Source organism: Mesorhizobium sp. M0808, from assembly GCF_040320025.1.
Taxonomy (GTDB): domain Bacteria; phylum Pseudomonadota; class Alphaproteobacteria; order Rhizobiales; family Rhizobiaceae; genus Mesorhizobium.
Window position 1 is genome coordinate 1 of record NZ_JAMYOX010000047.1, and the last position, 23,417, is coordinate 23,417.

Sequence of the window (23,417 nt, forward strand, 5' to 3'; positions counted from 1 at the left end):
ATCAGGAGTGCGGCGTGAACCGCTTCGACGCACCTCCTGCAACAAACAGAAGCGGACATCTGATGTGCTACAAAAACCGGACAACTTGAAAAGCTACCGACATGCCGACATATCGACTATGCGCGACCGACCCACCGGTTTTTGCAATCGTCAATTTGAACGGACCTATTCACCCCACACCGCCATTTCATTGCCGGCCGAATCGACGAAATGGAACCGCCTGCCGCCGGGGAATGAAAAGATCGGCTTGACGATGGTGCCGCCGGCATTTTCGACGGCGCTTAATGTTTCCTCCAGCCTTCGGAATAGAGCACGGGCAGCGGCTTGGCCGGCGCATCTTGGCCATCCGCCTGAAAACCGCCGCCCAGCCCTTCGGCAAAAGCTGAATAGGTCGGCCCGTAATCGGTGAACGACAATGAGAAGGCCGCGTGTAGAAACCCTTCACGCTGTCCAGCGTTCCGCCCGTCGCCGGCATTTCCAGATAATCTAGCTTTCCGGTCATTCTCATCGCCCTACTTTTGTTCTCGTTATGTTCTGCGACAAAGCTTTCCAAAAAGCAGTCTTTTTGGCGCCGCTTTTCCTTAATCGATTGTAGAGGCCGGCCGGCTTGGTCGATGCCTTGCCTTTCGCACTGCAGCATCATATCGCTCGATTTGCCAATATTTCCAATCTCCTGCAACCGGGGAGCAAGCATGACCAAATGGGTCTACACCTTTGGCGACGGCGCCGCGGAAGGCCGTGCCGGCGACCGCAATCTGCTCGGCGGCAAGGGCGCCAACCTTGCCGAAATGTGCAGCCTGGGCCTGCCGGTGCCGCCAGGCTTCACCATCACCACCGAGGTCTGCAACGCTTATTACGCCAACGGCCACGCCTATCCGGCCTCGCTGGAAGCGGATGTGGCGGTCGCCCTCGATCACATCGGTCGGCTGACCGGGCGCCGTTTCGGCGATCCGTCGAAACTGCTTTTGGTGTCGGTGCGCTCCGGTGCCCGTGCCTCGATGCCAGGCATGATGGACACTGTGCTCAATCTCGGCCTGAATGACGAAACGGTCGAAGCCTTGGCCACCGATTCAGGCGATGCGCGCTTTGCCTATGACAGCTATCGCCGTTTCATCCAGATGTATTCCGACGTCGTCATGGGCCTCGACCATGAGGTCTTCGAGGAGATCCTCGAAGACCAGAAGGGTGGGCTCGGCCATGAGCTCGACACCGAGCTGACAGCCATCGAATGGCAAGGCGTAATCGCGCTCTACAAGGCCAAGGTCGAGGAGGAGCTCGGCAAGCCGTTTCCGCAGGATCCGAACGAGCAGCTGTGGGGCGCCATCGGTGCGGTGTTTTCCAGCTGGATGAACAACCGCGCGATCACCTATCGGCGCCTGCACGACATTCCCGAAAGCTGGGGCACGGCGGTCAATGTCCAGGCCATGGTCTTCGGCAATATGGGCGACACCTCGGCCACCGGCGTTGCCTTCACCCGCAATCCGTCGACCGGCGAAAAGCAGCTTTATGGCGAGTTCCTGGTCAACGCCCAGGGCGAGGATGTCGTTGCCGGCATCCGTACGCCGCAGAACATCACCGAGGCGGCGCGCATTGCCGCCGGTTCCGACAAGCCGTCGCTGCAGAAGCTGATGCCTGACGCCTTCCAGGCTTTCGTCAGCATCTCAGACCGCCTGGAAAAGCATTACCGCGACATGCAGGATCTCGAATTCACCATCGAGCGCGGCAAATTGTGGATGCTGCAGACCAGGTCAGGCAAGCGCACCGCCAAGGCAGCGCTGAAGATTGCCGTCGACATGGCCAGGGACGGGCTGATTTCGAAGGAAGAGGCCGTCGCCCGCATTGATCCGGCCTCGCTCGACCAGTTGCTGCATCCCACGATCGATCCAAAAGCGGCGCGCGATATCATCGGCATCGGCCTGCCGGCATCGCCAGGTGCTGCCACCGGCGAGATCGTCTTTTCCTCGACCGACGCCGAGGAGGCCAAGACACAAGGCCGCAAGGCGATCCTGGTGCGCATCGAGACCAGCCCCGAAGACATCCATGGCATGCATGCGGCCGAAGGCATCCTGACGACGCGCGGCGGCATGACCAGCCACGCCGCCGTTGTTGCGCGCGGCATGGGCAAGCCTTGCGTTTCGGGAGCCGGCTCGCTGCGCGTCGACTACAAGGCCGGCACGCTGATGGCGATGGGCGCGACCTTCCGCAAGGGCGACATCATTACCATCGATGGCGGCAACGGCCAGGTGCTGAAAGGCGCGGTACCGATGCTGCAGCCGGAACTCTCGGGCGATTTCGCCGCCATCATGGAATGGGCCGACGGCGCGCGCCGCATGAAGGTGCGCACCAATGCCGAGACGCCGCTGGATGCGCGCATGGCGCGGTCCTTCGGCGCCGAAGGCATCGGTCTTTGCCGCACTGAACACATGTTCTTCGACGGCGACCGCATCGTTGCCATGCGCGAGATGATCCTGGCCGATACCGAAAAGGATCGGCGAACGGCGCTGGCCAAGCTGTTGCCGATGCAGCGCTCGGATTTCCTCGAGCTGTTCGAGATCATGGCCGGTCTGCCGGTGACGATCCGCCTGCTCGATCCGCCGCTGCACGAATTCCTGCCGAAGACCGAGGAGGAGGTGGCCGAGGTCGCCGCTGCCATGAACGTATCGCCGGACAAGCTCAGGCGGCGCACCGAAGCGCTGCACGAGTTCAATCCGATGCTCGGCCACCGCGGCTGCCGGCTTGCGGTTTCCTATCCCGAGATCGCCGAGATGCAGGCACGTGCCATTTTCGAGGCCGCCGTGGAGGCCGGCAGGAAGGCCGGCGCGCTGGTGGTCCCGGAGATCATGGTGCCGCTGGTCGGGCTGGCGAAGGAGCTCGAATTCGTCAAGGCGCGCATCGACGCCGTCGCCAAAAGCGTGATGGAAGAGACCGGCGTCAGGATCGGTTACCTGACCGGCACGATGATCGAGCTGCCGCGTGCCGCGATCCGCGCCCAAATCATCGCCGAGGCGGCCGAATTCTTCTCCTTCGGCACCAACGATCTGACCCAGACCACGTTCGGTATCTCGCGCGACGACGCGGCCTCGTTCCTCGAGACCTACCGGCAAAAAGGCATCATCGAGCAGGATCCGTTCGTGTCGCTTGACATAGAGGGTGTCGGCGAGCTGGTGCGGATGGCGGCCGAAAAGGGCAGGGCGACGCGGCCCGACATCAAGCTCGGTATTTGCGGCGAGCATGGCGGCGACCCGGCCTCGATCCATTTCTGCGAAAAGGTCGGCCTCGACTACGTCTCGTGCTCGCCATACCGGGTGCCGATCGCCAGGCTGGCCGCCGCGCAAGCGGCGGTGCAGGCTGCAAAGAACGGCCGCGGACAGGAGTTGGAGTCCACCGGCATCTGACCTTACCGATTTGTAACCGAATTCACGTGAACGTGCGTCTGTCGGCTCCAAATCCCGACATCGTTTCTGCCCAGTTTCCGGCCCCCGAACCCGCCCCGGTGCCAGAAACAGATGTTGCAGAACCCGCCCACGCACGTCCGCTCGATTCTCATCCTCCAGACGAAATTCATCGGCGATCTTGTCCTCGCCTCCGCGCTCGCCAGAAACCTGCGCCTCGAATATCCAAAGGCCAGGATCGTGTTCCTCTGCGAGGCGAGCTTTGCCAGTTTCCTGATGGCTCATGGCATCGCCTCGGACGTGGTGGCGTTCCGGCGCGCCCGGATGCGTGGCACCCCATTGGAGCGTGGCCGCGAGCTTTACGCGATGGTGCGCGCTCTGCGCCGGTTCCGGTTTGACCTAACCATCGACCTGGCCGATTCCAAAACCTCACGCATCATCGTCAGGCTGGTCAACGCCAAGACCCGCGTCGGATATGATCCTCCCGAAAAACCGTTGCGCTGGCTGGAACGCCAGCCCGCCAACGTCCTAGCCAAGCCGTTTGGCTTTGGTGGCCAGCATTATCTCTACCGCTATCTTTCGCCGCTTGAGGCGCTTGGCGTGGAGTTGCGTGCGCCGGTCCCAACGATTGAGCCGCTGCCGCTGGAGACCGCCAGGGCATTGGCGCTTCTCGACCGGCATCATCTCCGGCGTAACGCCTTCATAGCCGTTCATGCAGGAGCGAGCTTCCGGGGGCGGCAATGGCAGCCGGAACGTTTTGCGCTGGCGATCGACGAGATCTCGCGGCAGACCGGGTTGGACTTCCTGCTTGTCGGCGGCCCCGATGAACGGGCATCTGCCGAGCGCATCGTCGCCAAGGCCGCTTCGCCGGTCGTCAACGTGGTCGGGGCGCTGTCGCTGGCAACGCTGCTGGCGGTCCTCGGCCAGGCATGCCTGTTTCTGGGAAACGAGAGTGGCCCGATGCACATGGCGGCCGCCGCCGGAACGCCGGTTGTCGGCCTGTTCGGCCTGACCGACCCGGCCGTCTGGGGCCCTGTCGGGGTGGCTAGTGTTACGCCGCGGCCCTCCATGCCTTGCGAGTGCATAGCCAGGGACCTGTGCCGCCGACCCGATCCAAGCAAGGCTTGCTGCGTCTGGCGACTTGAGGTCAAAGCGGTGGTCGACGCGGTGCTCGCGATCCTTTCACGTAAGGTTAAGGACGTGGAGCACGCATTGTAACCTCGCGCTTGCTAAAGGTCAGGCCGGCGGTCAAATTGCCGCTGCCGACGCTTTCGCAGGGGCATCGTCCCGATTTCCGCCTTGATGGCGGTCTTGGGGTCGCCGCTTCAACTTTGATCCGGCCGACCTGGAAATAATCGATGCGCCCGTTCCAAAAGTACTTTTGCGCCGTTGCGATATCGCTGTGGGCTGTTTCTCCTGGCATCGCCCAGTTGCTCGTCGCACCGACGCTGCACATCAAGGCCGAAGCGGGCGGCGGCCGCGTCGCGCTGACGCTCGATGCGTGCGGCGGAAGGACCGACACACGGATTCTCTCGGCGCTGGTGGAAAACAAGATTTCTGCCACCATTTTCGTCACCGGCATCTGGCTGAAGCACAATGCCGCCGCCGTCGAGATCATGCGGGCGCATCCCGAACTGTTTGAATTGGAAAACCATGGCGGCCGCCATGTCCCGGCTGTCGACACGCCGCAAAAGATCTACGGCATTCGCAGTGCCGGCAGCCCGGAGGCCGTGCTGGCCGAGGTCGAATCGGGTGCTGCCGCTCTTGCCGTGACAGGCGAACCTGCGCCGAAATGGTTTCGCGGCGCAACCGCCGAATACAGCCCGTCAGCAATCGCGATGATACGCAAGCTTGGCTTCAAGATCGCCGGATTCACTGTCAACGGCGACGGCGGGTCATTGCTCGGCGCAAAAGAGACCGCCCGGCGCATTGCGGCAGCAAAAGACGGCGACGTCATCATTGCTCACATCAACCAGCCGACCCATGCCGCTGGCGAAGGCGTGGTGCAGGGACTTCTGGCGCTGAAGGCCAAGGGCCTCACCTTCGTGCGGCTCGACGATGCCGACTGCGTCGGCAATCAAGGCACCACCGACTGATCAGTCGGGCGTGGCCTCTATGGTCACCTTGTTCGGATAGAACGCGCCGTGGTCGCGGATGTCCGCCATCTCGTCGAAGGGCCGCTCATAGGCCCACATTGCATCCTTGCCTGCATCGCCGGCGGGCAGCGCGCTCCAATAGCTGGCATCGCCCTTGTAGGGGCAATGAGTCGAGTGTTCCGTCCTGCCAAGCTGCTCGAAGTCGATGTCGCCGAACGGAATGTAGAAAACGGGGGGATAGGGCGATTCGGTCAGCACCTTGACCTTGCTGGACGAGGCGATGACGGTATCGCCGGCGCGCACCGTCACGGTACCCTTGTAAGGTTCGACAGTGATCGTCTTGCCGGGATTGCGCTGAAAGCCGGGTGACGGGTTTGCGATCTGGTCCATGTCGGGTCTCCTTGCCTCAACCCCAAGATGTGTCTGGCAAGAGCATTGCGCAAGAGCTGCCTGCCGCCAGGCGGGCGTCGCCCGCGGGGAAAGTCTCGCGCGTTCCTCCGATACCTCGCCTAAACCTAGGCGGCGGCCTGGAATGCGTCCATCAGCCCGGCATAGGCGGCGGCAATGCCTGCCACCGGATTGGTGCTTTTCGAGGTGGTCTCGACCTTCAGCGCACCACCGCTGGTCGGCAAAGTGAGCAGCAGGAACTGGCGATTGCCGCCATCGCCGACGCAGGCGGCAGCGACGTGCTGGCTTTCGCCCTCGTTCTCGACGCACATCTTGAACAAGAGCGTGCCGCCGACCGCTTCGAGGGCGCCACCGACGACTTCAACGAATTCATCTTCGGAAACGGTTTTGGCGTCGGGCAACGGATCGGCCTGCATGACATCGGCCGCCACCAGATCGGCCAGACCTTCGGCAAGCGTATTTTCGAGGGCTTTTTCGTCGAACTGCGGGTCCATGCGAACCTCTTTCATTCGCCAATCGCGCCCCGCCCGTTAATCAACGTTAACGCCGAGCATGGCCGGATTGTGGCGAATTCCGCCTCATTCGGCTCCATGCACCGCTCCAGCCCGGTTCTGGCTGGACAATCCGCCGGTTCGTCCCACAATGGCGAAAAAAATAACGGGAGGAACAGATGCTCGGGCTGATGCAGGAATGGCCGCTGCTTTGCCACAAGCTGATCGACAACGCCGAGAGGCAGCACGGCAGACGCGAGATCGTGTCGCGCTCGATCGAGGGGCCGATCGTACGCAGCACATATGCCGAAATCCATAATCGTGCCCTGAAGGTCGCCGAGCGGCTCGAGCGTGACGGTTTCGGGCTTGGCGACCGCATCGCGACCCTGGCCTGGAACACCGCGCGCCACATCGAGGCCTGGTACGGCATCATGGGTGTCGGCGCCATCTATCACACGCTCAACCCGCGGCTCTTTCCCCAGCAGATCACCTGGATCATGAACAATGCCGGGGACAAGGCGATCTTCGTCGACCTGACCTTCCTGCCGCTGCTCGAAAAGATCGCCGGTGCGGTCAAGTCGCTGAAGCAGGTTATCGTGCTGACCGACAACGCGCATATGCCGGAGACTGCGCTGCCCAATGTGGTTGCGTACGAAGAATGGCTTGCTGAAGCCGACGGCAACTTCGCCTGGAAGACATTCGACGAAAACACCGCCGCCGGTATGTGCTACACCTCGGGCACCACGGGCGACCCGAAAGGCGTCCTCTACAGCCATCGTTCGAACGTGCTGCACGCAATGATCGCCGCCATGCCCGACGCCATGGGCCTGTCGTCGCGCGATACCATATTGCCGGTCGTGCCGATGTTCCACGCCAATGCCTGGGGCCTTGCCCAGAGCGCGCCGATGGTCGGCGCCAAGCTGGTCATGCCCGGTTGCAAGATGGATGGCGCTTCGCTCTACGAGCTGCTCGACACCGAGCAGGTGACCTTCAGCGCCGCGGTGCCGACGGTGTGGATGATGCTCCTCCAGTATCTGGAAGAGACCGGCAAGAAACTGCCCTATCTGCAGAAAGTCGTCATCGGCGGCTCGTCCTGTCCACGCGCGCTCACGACGAAGTTCCAGGACAGTTACGATGTCCAGGTCGTCCACGCCTGGGGCATGACCGAGATGTCGCCGCTCGGCACGCTGTGCACCCTGAAGCCGGATTACGCCGGGCTGAAGGGCGAGGCCCGCCTCGGCGTCCAGCAGAAACAAGGCTTTACACCGTTCGGCATCGAAATGAAGGTGACGGACGACGCCGGCAACGAACTGCCATGGGACGGCAAGACCTTCGGCCGGCTCAAGGTCCGCGGGCCGGCCATCGCGCGCGCCTATTATGGCGGCATCGAATCCGAACAGTTCGATCAAGACGGCTGGTTCGATACCGGTGACGTCGCGCATATCGATCCCGGAGGGTATATGCAGATCACCGACCGCGCCAAGGACGTGATCAAGTCGGGCGGCGAATGGATCTCGACCATCGAGCTCGAGAACCTCGCGGTCGGCCATCCCGATGTGGCGGAGGCCGCCGCCATCGGCATTCCGCATTCGAAATGGGGCGAGCGGCCTTTGCTCGTGGTCGTGCGCAAGCCGGGCAGGGAGCCGACCAAGACGGATATTCTCGCTTTCATGGACGGCAAGGTGGCGAAGTGGTGGATGCCGGACGACGTCGCTTTTGTCGGCGAAATCCCACACACCGCTGCCGGCAAGATCCAGAAGATTACCTTGCGCCAGCAGTTCCGGGATTATCACCTGCCGACGGATTGACCGGAGATGCGGCGTCTTTGCGTCTTCAAGCCGCCGCTGAAAGGCACTATGCCTGTGTTCGGGTTGGGGCAGCGCGGAAACCAATGACGGGAATTCCCGAGCGACAAACGTCGAGGGCTGCCGGTTGGTCGCGGCGCGCCGGCGCGTTTTCGGCAGTCCTGCTGCTGACCGCTCTCATCGGCCATCGCTATGACCTCGTCGAGACCCAAGCTTTCCTATGGGTGCTTGGCATTGTCGCCTTGCTGGCCGCATTTGCGCTTTTGTTCGCCGGGTTTGCCTTTGCGCGACTGTGGAATTTCGGGGATGTGGGCGGCCATGACTTGACCATCGGCGCCTTGCTGGCGGTTCTGGTGCTCATCCCTTACGGCGTCGCGGCCTATTGGGCGGCGACCTATCCGCCGCTGCGCGACATCTCGACGGATCTGGACGACCCGCCGGTGCTCGATATTTCTACCCGGACAAAGGACATGAACGAGCTTTTGCCGCCGACGCCCGGCGAGCAGCGCCTGCAAATCGAAGCTTATCCGCTCGTTACAGGACGTACCTACACCTTGCCTTTCGATCGCGTTCTGGAGGCGGTCAAAACCGTGCTCGATCGGCGGGACTGGCAGCTCGCGGCGCCGTTTCCAGACGCGGCAGGGCAAAGCGACGTGACGGTCGATGCGCTGGCCAAGAGCTTCCTGCTTGGCCTTCCCGCCGATGTCGCCATCCGCGTGACGGACGATGGCGATGTGGTCATCGTCGATATGCGCTCGGCCTCGCGTTACAGCCGCCATGACCTTGCCGACAATGCAGCGCGCATCACCGACTTCCTTGCCGAACTCGACCAGGAAGTCGCCGGCCAGGCGGGCGTGGCGCCGGCGGAATGATACCCGAAGCGTACTACTTTGCCGGCGAATAGATGCCGTCTATGGCCGGCGCCCCGTCGGTGTGGACCAGACCGCGCGCCACCAGGTCTTCAAGATGGGCAAGCACCGACAGGCCGGCCGCCCCATGCAGGCGCGGGTCGGTGTCTCGATAGATCGCCTCCACCATCTCCTTGATCGTCCGGTCGCCGCTGTTGATTCGCTCCAGAATCGCCCGTTCACGCATTTTGCGATGTGTTTTCAACTCGCGCACGAAGTTGCGCGGCTCGGTCACCGACCCGCCGTGACCGGGCAACAGCAGCCGGTCGTCGCGTTCGATCAGCCGATCGAGCGATGTCATGTAGTCGGCCATGGCGCCGTCCGGCGGCGCGACGATGGAAGTAGACCACGCCATGACGTGATCGGCCGAGAAAAGGATGCCGGTTCCCTCCAGCGCGAAGGCCGCGTGATTGGCGGTATGGCCGGGCGTCAGCACCGTCCGGATCGCCCAGCCGTCGCCGTCGATCACCATATCGTCCGGCAGCGCGATATCAGGAACAAAGTCGGCGTCGGCGCTGGCATCGAGTGGATTGACCTCGCCGGTGCGCAACGGCCGCGCCGGGCGATGGCGGCCTTCCGCCAGAACCACCGCACCCGTATGCTGCTTTAGCCGAGCCGCCAGCGGCGAATGGTCGCGATGCGTGTGGCTGATGAAGATATGGCTGACCGGCCTGGTCCCGATCGCTTTGAGCAGTGTTCGAAGATGTGCCTCGTCATCCGGTCCGGGATCGACCACCGCCAGGGTCTCGCGCCCGACGATATAGCTGTTGGTTCCGTGAAAGGTGAACGGGCTGGAGTTCCTGGCGGTGACGCGTTGAATACCAGGCGCAACGGCTACGCCCTGGCCATAGGCCGGATCGAAGCGTGTATCGAATTTCAGCGCCATGCGAACGTCGCGACCTTTTTTGGGGCGAGGGCAAAACCGATTGCCGCATAGCACGGAAGCCAATATAGGAAAACGCAAGGCCGCGTTCGGCGGCAATCCGGAACGGGGAAGACTATGGCAATTGCAACGACGATGCGTCCGCTCATTTCTCTCGCTTTGCCTGAAAAGGGCGCGGCCCGGCTGGCAGGACAGCTTTTGCTGGCGATCGCCGGAACGTTGCTGCTGATCTTGTCTGCCAAGACCAAGGTCATGCTCGGACCGGTAGACATCTCGATGCAGACGCTGGCCGTCTTCCTGATCGCTGCCTCCTTCGGCATGCGCCTTGGCGTGGCAACGCTGCTTCTCTACATGGCTGAGGGCGCGTTGGGCCTTCCGGTCTTCCAGAGCACGCCCGAAAAGGGCATCGGTATCGCCTACATGCTCGGTTCGACCGGCGGTTATCTAGCCGGCTTCGTCGTCATGGCGGCGATCGTCGGCTGGGCTGCCGACCGTGGCTGGGATCGCCATCCTATCAAGCTCTTCAATGCCATGCTGGTGGCCGAGATCGTCATGATGGCAATGGGCTTTGCCTGGCTGGCGCTGTTGATCGGCCCGGAAAAATCCTGGCAGTTCGGGGTGGTGCCCTTCATCGTCGGCGATCTGATCAAGGTTGCGCTGGCCGCGAGCCTGGTGCCGGCTGTCTGGTCGCTGTTGAAGCGTTCGTGAACGCGGGTCAAGCGGCTTGAGGTAAAAAAGCGGACTGCACATCGCATCGCTGTCACCAGGTTATGGTCATGCCTTGATCGTAACCTGGTCTCCACGACGACCCATCGAAATGGCTTTTTCGTCGCAGTTGGTATGGCCGTCCAGGATCTTCTCGCTGGCGGCAGGCTTGTAGCGCGACGCCATGCAGCGGAGCCCGTCACATTAGCTTCAAGTCGACGGACTAAGTACCAGAACCAACGGGCGATTCGTCACGACCAGCGTAACCAAGCACCTACGTATGGAAATAAATTGCTCGACATAGCATCTGAGCCAGCTGAAAAAGAAAGCGGCTCGATGATTATTTAGGCACAGCTAAATTTCTGGACAATGTGTAGGAAATTCTTAACCCAACCGCCTTGACTCTAGTGGCTTGGTTGCTTGCTGGTATCCACACACTGTCGTAACCGTTGACCTGAGATCATGCCACCCACCGCCGAAGGAAGACACGTGAGTAGCGCGGAAAAAACAACGAGCAAGGCAACAGCCCTGTCGCCCGAGCCGACCGCCGCGCCGGCAACGCGCTGGTATGCGGCCAGCGTCTTTCCCGGAAAGGAGCACGTCGCCGAGCGGCATCTCCGGATCCAGGGATTTCAGCCCTTTGTGCCTCGCTGCGAGAAAACCGTGCGTCATGCCCGGCGGCTCGAAACACGGTCCGCAGCTTATTTCCCGGGTTACATGTTCATCGCCCTTGACCTCGGACTGCAACGTTGGCGCTCGGTCAATGGAACATTCGGTGTGCGCTCCCTCGTCACGCAAGGCGACCGGCCTTTGCCGGTCCCCTCGGGTCTGGTAGAGCGTTTCATTGCATTGACCGGTAAGGACGGGCTGCTTGATTTCAGTGGAGGCCTCGCAGCCGGTGCCTCGGTCCGAATCCTTTCGGGCCCTCTCGCGGAAACGATCGGTCGCCTTGACCGGCTCGATCCAGCTGGACGAGCCCGGGTTCTGGTGGCCATCATGAATGGTGAAATCCCTGTCGACTTGGATGCCAGGGATCTCGTAGCAATCGCATAGTCGTAAGCATCGAGGTGCGGCGCGGCGATGCGATGTAAATTGTTGTAGGATCGGCTCTCGGGTTTTCACCCGGGAGTGCGGTAGCCGTCGTTAGTGGGGATACACGCTGTGTGGCGAAGTTACCTCATCGGCGCTGATTGAGAGTACGCAATATGCGAATAACAATGATTGGTGCCGGCTATGTAGGGCTCGTCTCGGGCGCCTGTTTCGCCGATTTTGGCCATCAGGTCTGCTGCGTCGACCGGGATGCGGAAAAGCTTGCCATGCTCAAACTTGGCAAGATACCGATCTATGAGCCAGGGCTCGACGACCTCGTCACCACGAATACCGCGCAAGGTCGCTTGCGTTTCGACGACAATCTGGCCGATGCCGTTTCTCAATCGGATGTCGTCTTCATAGCAGTCGGCACGCCGTCACGGCGTGGAGACGGTTTTGCCGATCTCTCGTTCGTATATGACGCGGCGGCCGAAGTGGGCCGCGCGATCAAGGGATTTACCGTCGTGGTGACGAAATCGACTGTCCCCGTCGGTACTGGCGATGAGGTCGAGCGAATAATCCGCGAGCAGAATCCGGCCGCCGATTTTGCGGTGGTCTCCAATCCGGAATTTCTTCGCGAAGGATCGGCGATCGAGGACTTCAAGCGGCCCGACCGCATTATTGTAGGGACCGATGCCGAAAGGGCCAAAGCGGTGATGGGCGAGATCTACCGCCCGCTCTCGCTGAACGTCGCTCCGATTTTCTATACGAGCCGGCGTACGGCGGAACTCACCAAATATGCCGGCAACGCGTTTCTTGCCATGAAGATCACCTTCATCAACGAGATTGCCGATCTTTGCGAGCGGTTGGGAGCCGATGTCCAGGACGTCGCGCGCGGCATTGGCATGGACAATCGCATCGGCGCAAAGTTTCTTCACGCGGGGCCGGGCTATGGCGGCTCCTGTTTCCCGAAAGATACGCTGGCGCTGGTCAAGACCGCGCAGGACGCGGCAAGCCCAGTGCGGCTTATTGAAACGACGGTCTCGATAAACGACCAGCGCAAACGGGCGATGGCGCGCAAGGTGGTCGAGGCCTGCGGCGGCTCTGTGCGCGGCAAGACTGTCGGTATCCTTGGCCTTACGTTCAAGCCGAACACCGACGATATGCGCGACGCCCCCTCATTGGCCATCATTCAGGCACTCCAGGATGCAGGCGCTTCGATCAAGGCCTATGATCCGGTCGGCATGGAGCAGGCGCGCAAGATGATAGAGGGCATTGAATTCGGGGAAAGCGCCTACGCGGTGGCCGACGGCGCGCATGCGATCGTCATCGTCACCGAGTGGAACGCCTTTCGGTCGCTGGATCTGAAGCGGCTCCGTGCAGTCATGGCGACGCCGGTGATGGTCGACCTGCGAAACGTCTATCGCGGCGAGGACGTCGAGAGGGAAGGGATAACCTATTCGAGCGTTGGCCGAGAGCGGCATCTTGTCAGGTGAACGTCCGGCAACCTGGAGCTTGAATAGCCAGGGTTCTGCAGAGAACAATGGAAGCAGCCAGAGCGCATTTGGAAGAAACTTAGGCCAGACAGTCCGCAAGAGAGCGTTTTAACTTGAACATAGTCATGATGAATCGGCCGAGACAGCGGCACCTTGTGCACAGGGTCAGGTTTCAACTCCTGGGCGGTTTGGCGTTCGCAATCCTGCTTCCCGCGCTGATCCGGATTCTGGTTGACCCATCCCTTGCGTATTATACAAACCTGCAGATTACGATCTTTGCAGGCATCGTTGCTCATACAATAGGTTACTTCTCCTTTCGTCGCATAGGTAATTTCCCAGGCATTGCAGCTTCTGGTTACATATTTCCGACATTTGCATTGTCGTATGGGTTTGTTTATTTAGTCATTTTCTTAGCCAGAATTGAATATAGCGGCTTCCAGGCGGCCAGCAGCTTGACGTTGTCAATTCTCTGGTACTTTGTCTTGACCATTATAAGCCGGCGCCTTGACCCTTACAGTCTTGCTGTGGTTCCAGGCGGTGCCGTTGGTCGCCTAGAGGAGATAGGCGGGGTGAACTGGCATTGGCTTCTCTCCCCTGACATGATCATTGAACGCGTCAACGGCGTCGTTGCCGATCTGCGCGCCGATCTGTCCGACGATTGGGAGCGCTACATAGCCGACCGGGCACTTGCGGGAGTTCCGGTCTACCATGTCAAGCAAATCACCGAATCGCTGACTGGCCGCGTCGAAATCGAGCATTTGTCCGAAAACACGCTGGGCTCAATTAATCCCAACCAGGCCTATATCAAGATCAAACAGGCGATCGACTGGGTCTGTGCGCTGTTGGCGCTGATCGTGCTGACGCCTTTCCTCTTGTTGATCGCGCTGTTAATCAGGCTGGAATCTCCCGGACCCGCCATATTTCGTCAGGAGCGCCTGGGCTTCGGCGGAAAGTCATTTACGGTCTACAAGTTCCGGACGATGACCGTCAGTGAACCTGAGGCGGCAAACGTTCGCAGTCTCGCGGTCACCAAGCCGGGTGACAGCAGGGTTACCCGGCTCGGCCGCTTCCTTCGCAGAAGCAGAATTGACGAACTGCCGCAGCTGATAAATATCGTTCGTTCGGAAATGAGCTGGATCGGGCCTCGCCCCGAGGCGACAGTTTTGTCATCCCACTATTCGGTGGCGTTGCCATTCTACCGCTACCGAAATATCGTCCGTCCCGGAATTTCCGGGTGGGCTCAGGTGAATCAAGGATACGTCTCGGAAGACGACGACGAGACCGAGAAGCTGCACTATGATTTCTATTATATCAAGAATTTCTCGCCGTGGCTTGATTTCGTCATCGTGTTGAGAACGTTGAAAACTCTGCTAAGTGGGTTCGGATCTCGATAGAGACCGTGCTGAATTTTGCCTCCATCAAAATTTATCTGTCGAACAAAGCGCCAGGACAATGCTTGGCCATCATGTGTTTAAAGCTGCCGAAGGGTATGAAATGAGCCGAAAAACCGCGCTAATTACGGGCATCACCGGCCAGGATGGTGCCTATCTCGCCGACCTCCTGCTCGCCAAGGGATATGCAGTCCACGGCATCAAGCGGCGTTCGTCGTCTTTCAATACGGGCCGTATCGATCATCTCTATCAAGACCCGCATGAAACCGGCATCAATTTTTCGTTGCACTATGGCGACATGACCGATGCGACGAACCTGATCCGCATAATCCAGGAAGTGCAGCCGGACGAGATCTACAATCTCGCGGCGCAATCGCATGTCCAGGTGAGCTTCGAGACCGCGGAATATACGGCGAATGCCGACGCGATCGGCACATTGCGCCTTCTGGAAGCCATCCGGCTGCTTGGGCTGACAAAGAAGACGCGTTTCTATCAGGCATCGACCTCCGAGCTCTATGGCAAGGTGCAGGAAGTTCCGCAGAAGGAAACGACGCCTTTTTACCCTCGCTCCCCCTATGCGGCCGCCAAGATCTATGGCTACTGGATCACGGTGAACTATCGCGAAGCCTATGGCATTCACGCTTCCAACGGAATTCTGTTCAACCACGAAAGCCCGATGCGGGGCGAGACGTTCGTGACCCGCAAGATCACCCGAGCCGCCGCGGCCATCAGCCTCGGCCTTCAGGACAAGCTTTATCTCGGCAATCTGTCTGCCGAGCGCGATTGGGGACATGCGCGCGACTATGTCGAAGGCATGTGGAGGATCCTTCAGCAGGACACCCCGGACGACTATGTGCTGGCCACAGGGATCAAGAGCTCCGTTCGGAAATTTGTCGAACTCGCCTTCGCCGAAGTTGGGGTCCGCATTCAGTGGAACGGTTCCGGGGTTGACGAAAAGGGTGTCGACACGAAAACCGGCAGGATATTGGTCGAGGTCGATCCGCGCTATTTCCGGCCGACCGAGGTCGACCTGCTGCTCGGTGACCCTTCGAAGGCCGAACGGATCCTTGGCTGGAAGGCGACGACGTCGCTAGATGAGATGGTGCGCGAAATGGTTCAATCCGACCTCAAGGTGGTGGCGCGCGAATTCGAGCATCGCCGGCTTGACGAAGAGCACAACCGCAAGGCGGCTCGGTAGCCGCGACGAGTCCCCCGCGAAGATGAAGATTTCCGTTCTAACGGTCTGCTGGAATTCGGCGGCGACGATTCGTCATACGCTCGACAGCTTCTTTGCCCAGGATCACGAGGACAAGGAACTGATCGTCGTCGACGGTGCCTCGACCGACGAGACGCTCGCGATTGTCCGCTCCTATGCTGGGCAAGGATTGCAGGTCATCAGCGAGCCCGACCGCGGCATGTATGACGCGTTGAACAAAGGGCTGGCACTTTGCACGGGTGAGGCGATCGGGGCCCTTAACGCGGACGATGTATTTCACGACGCTTCCGTGCTCGGCAAGATCAGCGAGGCGCTTGCTGAAAGCGATATTGTCCACGGCCACCTCGACTTCGTTGAAAACCATGAAAGCAAGCGAGTGGTCCGCCGCTGGCGAGCAGAGCCAAGACCCCACGATGGGTTCCGCTCCGGCTGGATGCCTGCCCACCCGACCTTCTATGTCCGCCGCGCCGTTGCCGAAAAGAACGGGCCGTTCGATCTGACGCTCAAAGTCTCCTCGGACTACGACTGGATGCTGAGGGCCGTCGAGCTCCATGGCTTCAGGATCGCGACAATCGATCAGGTCCTCGTCGACATGATGGTCGGGGGCGCCAGCACAAGGAGCTTCCGTTCGCATATCGGGCACAACCTCGAAGCGTTGCGTGCCAGGCGCCGTTGGCTCGGCTCCGGCGCTGTCGACTATGCGCTGATTGCCAAACCGGCGCGGAAAATCCGGCAGTTCGTTTTCGCGCGGCGACGCTAGGCGAGGTGTGCTGTCTTCTGCCGCGAGGAAGCTAGTCACGCGACTTCTCGTCACTTGCAGCGGGGCGGACCGGCCTAGTGCAATCAGTCGCTTCCTCTAAACCTGGCAAGGCCGAATGTTTCGAAGCATCTTGACGGTCCTGTCGGGGTCGGTAATTGCACAGATCATTGCAGTTGCTGTTCTGCCCGCGCTTACACGACTCTACGATGCGGAAGCATTCGGTCGCTATCAGATCTATGTTTCCATACTGAACGTAGCGGTCATCTTTGTCGCCTTCCGTTACGAATTGGCGATCCTAAGCGCGAGACCGGGGCCGATTTTGGAGAACCTGCTGAAATTAACATTTCGGCTCTGCGTGTTGACCAGCATCATTGCACTTTTTGTCGCCGGCATCGTCGACTTGTGGATGCCAGGCGTCGCATCATCTTTGAAGGGCATTCTCTTCTTTTTGCCAGCCGCGATGGCAATCGCGGGAATCTATCAGATGCTCAGCTACTTGCCGATTCGCGAACGTGACTACCGCCTCAGTGCACGTTCGAAGATCTCTCAATCGGTGGGTTTCTCGGTCGGTGCACTTGGATGTGCCGTTCTGTCTTTCGTAGGAGTTGGCCTCGTTCTGGCCGACACGTTCGGACGAGTAGTCGGAAGTATTTCCATCCTCCTCGGTAGCGGCAAGCTCTGGGGAACGTTGATCTCTCCCGCCTCTTTTCCTGTAATGAAAATTACGGCAATTCGCTTCCAAAAGTTCGGGTTCCTCACGTTCCCGGGAGCCCTTCTATCTGCGCTCAGCGCGGCTATCGTACCGTTTGCCTTTTTTGCCCTATTCGACCTCACAGTTGCGGGACAGTACGCACTTGTAGAGCGGTTCATTTTGATGCCCGTCGGGATCATCGCGATGGCGATCTCGCAAGTCTTTACAGGGGAATTCTCTACGCTCTATCGCTCTGACAAAAGGAACTTGAATCGCGCATTTCGACGTTCGCTCCTCTACTTGCTTGCCGTCGGCCTTTTGCCAACGATTTTGGGAATGCTGCTCTCGGCGAAGGTGGTTCCCCTCATCTTTGGAACAGACTGGGCACTAGCCGGAAAACTGTGTGCCATCGGATTTCCGATCGCATACATGCGTTTCGTAGCAATCGCGGTGACCATGACTCTTGTCGTTGTCGATCGCCAATCGCTTCAGTTCACCTGGGAACTGAGCCGGTTTGTCTTTACGCTGTGTGTCTTCGGCTGGGTCTGGTGGGTGGATCCCGGCAGTCCAGCAATCGTCATGGTCTGGTATGGTCTGGCAACTGCCGTCAGCTATGCTCTTCACTTGGCATTTTGCGACCGGGCGACGAGAGCGGTAAGTCTGCAGGCAGAGATGAGCGAACGGGTAATGGCATGAATCTAAGGATAGCAATGTAAATGCTGTCTCCCAATCAAACTGTTGGCACGAAGGGTGGTGCGGTGGTTCTCAAGAGGTTTATCGGTTGGAACAGGAGCGGCGCCGCCTGGCTCGAACGCCGCTTGCCCAGGGTTTTCGGCGCCCCGTCCTACAAAGCGGAGCTCGAGCGCCGTATCGCCGACGACATTGCGCGGCTCAGGCCTTCCGCGATCCTGGAGGTCGGCGGGATCGACCGGCCACTTCTGCAACGCGGTCACGGCTTTAGCTATATTGGCCTCGATATCGAGGACAGGCCTGACTGCTATACCGTCTACGATCAATTTATCGTCCAGTCGATCGAGCAGCCGGTCAATGTCGAGGCAGATATGCTTATTTCCATCACGTTGATGGAGCATGTGCCGGACAACAAAGCCGCATCGGACTCGATGTTTTCCGCATTGCGGCCAGGCGGTGCGATGCACCACTACATGCCCTCGAAATGGCATCCTTATTCGATCGCGCTGCGGCTCGTCGGGCCAGTCATGCAAAAATGGCTGATTCCGTACCTCCGACCGTCGGCGGTGGGCGTTACCGGGTATCCGGCCTTTTTCGACCATTGCTCGCCCTCAGGTATGGCAAAGGTGTTTCGGCAGCAAGGATTCGCGAAGATCGACGTCATGCCATTCTACCGTGCCAGCGATTACTTCGCTTTCTTTCTGCCTGCCTATGTTTCCGTCGCTCTATTCGAGAACCTTTGTGCGGCCTTGAACTGGCGCATCTTCTGTTCAGGTTTCGTCATCAGCGCCATAAGACCCGCAGACTAGCTGCGAGCAAGAACGAGGCCATGCGACTTTTTCAAAATTCCGGGATCAATCCTGTCTATCAACCGCGGCTGGCCGATCTCGTCGGCGGCACCAGCGGATTCGAGCAGCAGAAGGACGTATTTCTGAACGATCGCTACGGCGCCGCGCACATCCTTTTGCCGGTGCTCGACCGTCATCCGGAGGCGTTCTTTACGAATGGCGATGACGAATCGCTGCAGCGGGCGTGGGCACGCGAAAACGGGCTTGGCGAAGACACGCCATTGGAAGACATCCTTCTTGCCCAGATCGAGCATCATAAGACAGACGTCTTCTACAATCTCGACCCATTTCGTTACGGCGCCGCTTTTGTTTGCCGCTTGCCTGGGCACGTGAAACGAAAGATTGCCTGGCGCGCCGCACCAGGCAAGATCGACTTTTCTGGTTATGACCTCGTGCTTTGCAACTTTCCGTCCATGCGACAGATCTGGGAAGAGCAGGGCGCCAGGACGGGGGACTTCTTTCCGGCTCACGACCCGGAGCTCGATAGAGTGGCTGCGAATCGGAACAGAGACATCGATGTCCTGTTCTTCGGCGGCTATAGTCGCCACCACCAGCGTCGGCGGGAGATCCTGGAGACGGTCGCGCGTCTTGCCGGCCGCCGCCACGTTGTCTTTCATTTGCATTTGTCACGCTATACGCCGCTCGCGGAGACGCCGCTTGGCTGGTTCGGTCCGCTGAACGCGGTGCGCCGCCCGCCTGCGATCCGGAAGGTCAGCGCGCCTCCCGTATTCGGTCGCGCCATGTATGCAGAGCTTGGAAGGGCCAAGGTCGTGATTAATGCCTCGATCGATATGGCAGGCCCGGATCGTGGCAACATGCGTTGTTTCGAAACGATGGGAGCTGGAGCTCTGCTGGTTTCCGACTCCGGTAACTACCCCGGGCCGATGCGCGATGGCGAAACCATGATTGTCTACGAGCAGCCGCAAGACGTCTTGAAAAGAATTGAGCAGCGGCTGGACGATGGGAGCTGGGACAGGATCGGCTGGGCCGGCAACCGTGCGATTCGTGAAGAATACAGCAAGCAGCGCCAATTCGAGCGGTTTGTCGAACTGGCCTAGCCGCCCATTGACTTCACGGCCAACAGCGACGTTGTGTTTTGATGGCTGGGAATCCTCTGTGTGCCAACGAATTTTTGGTATGCTTGCTCTGAACACCTGCAGGATTTCTTGTCATAGCCGGCCCTTGAGGCTCCTTCGTGGGAGGCGAGCCTTTGTCAGACGATTGGTTTTTTTGGAGATACGCACATGTATGGAAAAATTGCCGACGAGGTCGAACGGCGCCTGGCAACCTTCGGGTTTCGTATCGCCACCTGGGACGATGCGCGATCGTGCGGCAAGCTCTACGCGGGGCGGCTGACACGCAATCTCCCTCAGTTCGATACGCATATCGGACTGACGCCCTACAGCCCGTCACCTCGCAACATCAACCACGATGTGACGCAGCCGATGCCGCTAAGGGAATGCATCGATATTTATCAATCGGAGGATGTCTTTGAACACGTAGCGTACGAGAAACTGCCGCAGATTTTTGCGTACATCCATACCGTGCTGAAGCCGGGCGGATTGTTCCGGATGAGCGTGCCCGATTATCGTTTCGATGTTTACCGGGATCGGTCCGTCAAGGATGGCGATCGGTTCGTATTCGACCCTGTCGGCGGCGGCAGATATGAAAATGGCGTCGTCACCGGCGGCGGGCATTTGTGGTTCCCGACGTACGAAAGCGTCGCTGCACTCGCAGCCGCAAGTCCATTCTCGAAGTGGGAGGTGCTTGAAGGTTACGATCCGGACGGCAACGCGATCATCAAGCCCGTCGACGAATCATATGGACGGGTGCTGCGCACTTCATATAGAGACCCCCGTGTCGCGAGCCGCCCACGCCCATTGTCCATGATCATGGACTTGTGGAAGTAGCTCGACCGCTACGGCGCGGAAGCCGGCTCGCAAATTCCATTTGGGCATTCGGTTGCCCGAGAACCGCGGCGTGTTACCGGATCAAGCTTAACGGCAACTTTAGCCAACATGTATGATGGCCGGTGCCAACGGTTGTCTCAACTCGACAAGGCATGGTATCGCTGTTGCCGTTTAACTAGTGAACCTCCAGCCCCATGTACATCAGCAAACACGTTCCGATCTACAAGGACTTATGGGCCTGGAGTTTCGCCCTGGCGGTTGCCGGCTATCCACTAATAGGAGTTTTCTCGTCTGCTACGGGGCGGGAGGACGCAAAATTATCGATCGCCTTCCGCATCTTGGTAATTGCTCTAAGCGGCATCGCATTTTTTTGGTCGGACCGGCACAAGGCGTGGCGATTCGGGGATGTGTGGCTATTTGCCTTCGCCGCGCTCTACCTAACAAAACTCGGCATCGATGCCGATTACAACATAGATGGAGCGTCGGACGCGCTCGTATTTGCCCTGATCACTTCGGTTGTGCCAGCTGCTCTTCTGGCGTTATCGACAAATACGTGGTCGGAGATCAACGTGGCGTGGGCACTTTTCACCGTCGGCGCATTGAGTGTGGCGGGTATCGTTTGGCTCCAATACAGTGGTTCAAATGCGGTGCTGGTCGATACGACGGATCGTGTTTATTTCGAAAGATTGAATCCCATATCCGTAGGTCATGCCGGCCTGACTACACTGCTAGCGTCATACACCCTGCTTAGGTTTGATCAAAGCAAGATCATAAAGATTGTCATCCTGAGTGTAGTGTCTGCCTCGGCAGTCGCTATCTATCTAGCGGCGGCCCGCGGGCCGCTTGTCGCTTTGGGGTGTTGTATCGTTTTATTTCCCTTACTCCGTCCGAATTTCACGACCATGCTCGTGTGCTTGTTGTTTGTTGCCGGAGCGGTATTGGCGTTGGCCATCACTGACATAACGCCGCTGCTCGACAAATTCCATCTGACGGTGATCGGGAAAGACAATTCGACCACCGAACGGCTCGGATCGATTTCGCTCTCGTGGGGACTGTTTCAGCAAAGCCCTTTGTTTGGCTGGGGCACGCAATTGCCTCTGTTCGTATACCCCCACAATATGTTCATGGAGATCCTTCAATCGGCTGGTCTTCTCGGTATGGCAATATTTATCCCGGTTTTCGTTAAACTGGGAATGGCGATAAAATTCCTAGCCGACAAACGCCTGGTGCTTTTGCCGCTTCTGGCCACGCAAGCCATCGTCGGCGCGCAGTTCTCCGGATCCCTTTGGGGGTCAGCATTCCTCTGGATCGTCGCTACGGTCTTGATTTTCCGTGTCAATGCCATGAGGTCATTTGACCAATGGTCGCAGCGGCGCATGGCGTGGGGTACCCCTGCTCGATTTGCTGTGCCCGGTGAGGGTTGGGCAGCGAGTAATGTTGCCGCTCGGAAGTGAGATGCGTGTTCGCTTGCGATACCGTTTTTTCGGCACTATTGCGCTTCGTCAATCTCGCTCAAGAATTTCAAGGTAGCCTGCCACCACTCGGCTTTTTCATCCCATTTTACTGGCCCGTCGCTTAGACCGCCACGCATCGTACCCCAGATGACGATCCCGTCTGCCAATCTTCTGCAAGTGTCTAGTTGAGCATACCAGAAGTCGCCGGGCAGGAAAGCTAGGGTCTTTTGAAACTGCGGCCATAGGAAGCAGTAAACCGGTTTTCCTTGCGCGACCCGTCGGGCTTCGCCGATGTTGGCTTGCGCATAGGCTATCCAGGCATCCTGATCCCCATAAAACGTGTAGAGGGATGGAAACAGCGCGTCGACGTAGGGGACAAGAGCGGAGGCGATCCTGGTGTTTTGCTGCTTCCAGTCCTCCTGAGCCGCGGCACCATCATGGCCGATCGCTCTCCAATGATCCCTGATCGGCATGACGCCGTAGAAGCCGAGCTTGACGTTCGGGTCTGCCCTTCTGAAAACGCTCAAAGTTTGTTGATATTTAGCAATTGAAGATGCTTGATCGGGGCCTTCCAACGGCCAGTTTTCGATGTCGATCACCAGGAAATGGTTGCTCCTTGGCAGTTCTAGAGCTTGCTGCACCTGGTTGGCATTCGGTACGTCCAATCCCAGGACGTGTGGATCCGCAATCGTGAGATGGTCCAGGCCGAACGAGCGGAAATCTTTTGGCCCGTTCTCAAACAGCAAAGTCTCGAAAACCTTGAACGGTTGGCGTGCCTGCGGCAATGCGGGCCACGTGCCGGCCAAAAGGCACATCACACAGGAAACAGACTTGAAAAACGAGACGTTGCGCATCCGGCCTCGCCAATTCGCGAACGTTTGCGCTGGTGAAAATCGCATGGATTGAATTCCTCATGACCTGAACTAGAAACGGTAGCGTAGCTGGAAAATTCGAACAACGTCCTGGTGAACGAGGGATGCATTGTCGCAGGGTGACAGGGGCAGGCCGTGCTTCTTAGCGGCCGGAAATTATCCGCGGTGGAACAGTGGACGAGCGAAGCACGCAAGCCTATGACCGAGGCGCTGCTGCACGCGCCAATCTGGGCCTCGCGGCGGCTGTTGTGGACGCATCTGACAAATCTGACGAGGAGATCGAGATCGCTGTGACCAAGAACGTGCCGCCTCACGCAGTTGCCGAACATCCGGCGCGGATCATTCAGCACGTGGTTTCTCTCGATGCCTGAA

The 23,417-nt window shown here is 59.3% G+C and carries 21 protein-coding genes and 1 pseudogene; 17 read left to right on the forward strand and 5 right to left on the reverse strand.

Going from position 1 to position 23,417, the window contains the following annotated elements:
• Positions 1-165 precede the first annotated feature (165 nt).
• A pseudogene (locus NKI25_RS31350) lies at positions 166-508 on the reverse strand (VOC family protein).
• A gap of 184 nt (positions 509-692) precedes the next feature.
• Here NKI25_RS31350 and ppdK point away from each other — a divergent pair.
• The 3 genes from ppdK to NKI25_RS31365 all read left to right on the forward strand — a co-directional run bounded on the left by ppdK (position 693) and on the right by NKI25_RS31365 (position 5,488).
• Positions 693-3,395 (forward strand): pyruvate, phosphate dikinase, encoded by a 2,703-nt coding sequence (ppdK, locus tag NKI25_RS31355; RefSeq protein WP_353000336.1) that lies wholly within the window; start codon positions 693-695, stop codon positions 3,393-3,395.
• 111 nt (positions 3,396-3,506) lie between these two features.
• Positions 3,507-4,610, forward strand: coding sequence for a glycosyltransferase family 9 protein (locus tag NKI25_RS31360; RefSeq protein ID WP_352624470.1), 1,104 nt, complete (start codon positions 3,507-3,509; stop codon positions 4,608-4,610).
• Positions 4,611-4,750: 140 nt separating this feature from the next.
• The gene (locus NKI25_RS31365; protein ID WP_352843252.1) at positions 4,751-5,488 is read left to right on the forward strand and encodes a polysaccharide deacetylase family protein; all 738 of its coding nucleotides are present in this window, start codon (positions 4,751-4,753) and stop codon (positions 5,486-5,488) included.
• Here NKI25_RS31365 and NKI25_RS31370 read toward each other — a convergent pair whose 3' ends face one another.
• The gene (locus tag NKI25_RS31370) at positions 5,489-5,878 is read right to left on the reverse strand and encodes a DUF427 domain-containing protein (protein ID WP_352843253.1); all 390 of its coding nucleotides are present in this window, start codon (positions 5,876-5,878) and stop codon (positions 5,489-5,491) included.
• A gap of 125 nt (positions 5,879-6,003) precedes the next feature.
• Positions 6,004-6,390 carry a hypothetical protein gene (locus tag NKI25_RS31375; RefSeq protein WP_352641994.1) on the reverse strand — a complete coding sequence of 129 codons (387 nt, stop codon included), beginning with the start codon at positions 6,388-6,390 and terminating at the stop codon, positions 6,004-6,006.
• Positions 6,391-6,566: 176 nt separating this feature from the next.
• On the opposite strand from NKI25_RS31375, the gene NKI25_RS31380 reads away from it, so the two are divergent.
• Positions 6,567-8,195, forward strand: a complete 1,629-nt coding sequence (locus tag NKI25_RS31380) for a fatty-acid--CoA ligase (protein ID WP_352843255.1) — start codon at positions 6,567-6,569, stop codon at positions 8,193-8,195.
• Between the two features lie 83 nt (positions 8,196-8,278).
• Complete coding sequence (locus NKI25_RS31385; RefSeq protein ID WP_353000339.1) at positions 8,279-9,064, forward strand: DUF1499 domain-containing protein; 786 nt, start codon at positions 8,279-8,281, stop codon at positions 9,062-9,064.
• A 13-nt stretch (positions 9,065-9,077) separates the two neighbouring features.
• On the opposite strand, the gene NKI25_RS31390 is transcribed toward NKI25_RS31385, so the two are convergent.
• Positions 9,078-9,986, reverse strand: coding sequence for an MBL fold metallo-hydrolase (locus NKI25_RS31390; protein WP_352846388.1), 909 nt, complete (start codon positions 9,984-9,986; stop codon positions 9,078-9,080).
• A 114-nt stretch (positions 9,987-10,100) separates the two neighbouring features.
• Here NKI25_RS31390 and NKI25_RS31395 point away from each other — a divergent pair, with 114 nt between their 5' ends.
• The 11 genes from NKI25_RS31395 to NKI25_RS31445 all read left to right on the forward strand — a co-directional run bounded on the left by NKI25_RS31395 (position 10,101) and on the right by NKI25_RS31445 (position 22,173).
• Entirely contained in the window at positions 10,101-10,691 is a 591-nt protein-coding gene (locus tag NKI25_RS31395) for a biotin transporter BioY (RefSeq protein WP_352745408.1), read from the forward strand.
• Positions 10,692-11,177: 486 nt separating this feature from the next.
• Positions 11,178-11,741, forward strand: a complete 564-nt coding sequence (gene nusG / locus NKI25_RS31400; RefSeq protein ID WP_352843258.1) for a transcription termination/antitermination protein NusG — start codon at positions 11,178-11,180, stop codon at positions 11,739-11,741.
• 152 nt (positions 11,742-11,893) lie between these two features.
• Positions 11,894-13,213 (forward strand): UDP-glucose dehydrogenase family protein, encoded by a 1,320-nt coding sequence (locus NKI25_RS31405; protein WP_353000341.1) that lies wholly within the window; start codon positions 11,894-11,896, stop codon positions 13,211-13,213.
• A 125-nt stretch (positions 13,214-13,338) separates the two neighbouring features.
• Positions 13,339-14,607 carry a sugar transferase gene (locus NKI25_RS31410; RefSeq protein WP_353000343.1) on the forward strand — a complete coding sequence of 423 codons (1,269 nt, stop codon included), beginning with the start codon at positions 13,339-13,341 and terminating at the stop codon, positions 14,605-14,607.
• 100 nt (positions 14,608-14,707) lie between these two features.
• Positions 14,708-15,802 carry a GDP-mannose 4,6-dehydratase gene (gene gmd, locus NKI25_RS31415; RefSeq protein ID WP_353000345.1) on the forward strand — a complete coding sequence of 365 codons (1,095 nt, stop codon included), beginning with the start codon at positions 14,708-14,710 and terminating at the stop codon, positions 15,800-15,802.
• 22 nt (positions 15,803-15,824) lie between these two features.
• Positions 15,825-16,580 (forward strand): glycosyltransferase family 2 protein, encoded by a 756-nt coding sequence (locus NKI25_RS31420; RefSeq protein WP_352843262.1) that lies wholly within the window; start codon positions 15,825-15,827, stop codon positions 16,578-16,580.
• 130 nt (positions 16,581-16,710) lie between these two features.
• A complete protein-coding gene (locus NKI25_RS31425; RefSeq protein WP_352843263.1) occupies positions 16,711-17,967 on the forward strand; it encodes a lipopolysaccharide biosynthesis protein in 1,257 nt (418 codons plus the stop codon).
• A gap of 20 nt (positions 17,968-17,987) precedes the next feature.
• On the forward strand, positions 17,988-18,770 hold the full coding sequence (locus NKI25_RS31430) for a methyltransferase domain-containing protein (protein WP_352846396.1): 783 nt from the start codon (positions 17,988-17,990) through the stop codon (positions 18,768-18,770).
• 20 nt (positions 18,771-18,790) lie between these two features.
• Positions 18,791-19,867, forward strand: coding sequence for a glycosyltransferase family protein (locus NKI25_RS31435; RefSeq protein ID WP_352843266.1), 1,077 nt, complete (start codon positions 18,791-18,793; stop codon positions 19,865-19,867).
• Between the two features lie 186 nt (positions 19,868-20,053).
• The gene (locus NKI25_RS31440) at positions 20,054-20,719 is read left to right on the forward strand and encodes a methyltransferase domain-containing protein (RefSeq protein WP_352843267.1); all 666 of its coding nucleotides are present in this window, start codon (positions 20,054-20,056) and stop codon (positions 20,717-20,719) included.
• A 194-nt stretch (positions 20,720-20,913) separates the two neighbouring features.
• Entirely contained in the window at positions 20,914-22,173 is a 1,260-nt protein-coding gene (locus NKI25_RS31445) for an O-antigen ligase family protein (protein WP_352843268.1), read from the forward strand.
• 35 nt (positions 22,174-22,208) lie between these two features.
• Here NKI25_RS31445 and NKI25_RS31450 read toward each other — a convergent pair whose 3' ends face one another.
• A complete protein-coding gene (locus NKI25_RS31450; RefSeq protein WP_352843269.1) occupies positions 22,209-23,027 on the reverse strand; it encodes a hypothetical protein in 819 nt (272 codons plus the stop codon).
• Between the two features lie 191 nt (positions 23,028-23,218).
• Here NKI25_RS31450 and NKI25_RS31455 point away from each other — a divergent pair, with 191 nt between their 5' ends.
• On the forward strand, positions 23,219-23,416 hold the full coding sequence (locus tag NKI25_RS31455) for a hypothetical protein (protein ID WP_352692402.1): 198 nt from the start codon (positions 23,219-23,221) through the stop codon (positions 23,414-23,416).
• Position 23,417: the final 1 nt, after the last annotated feature.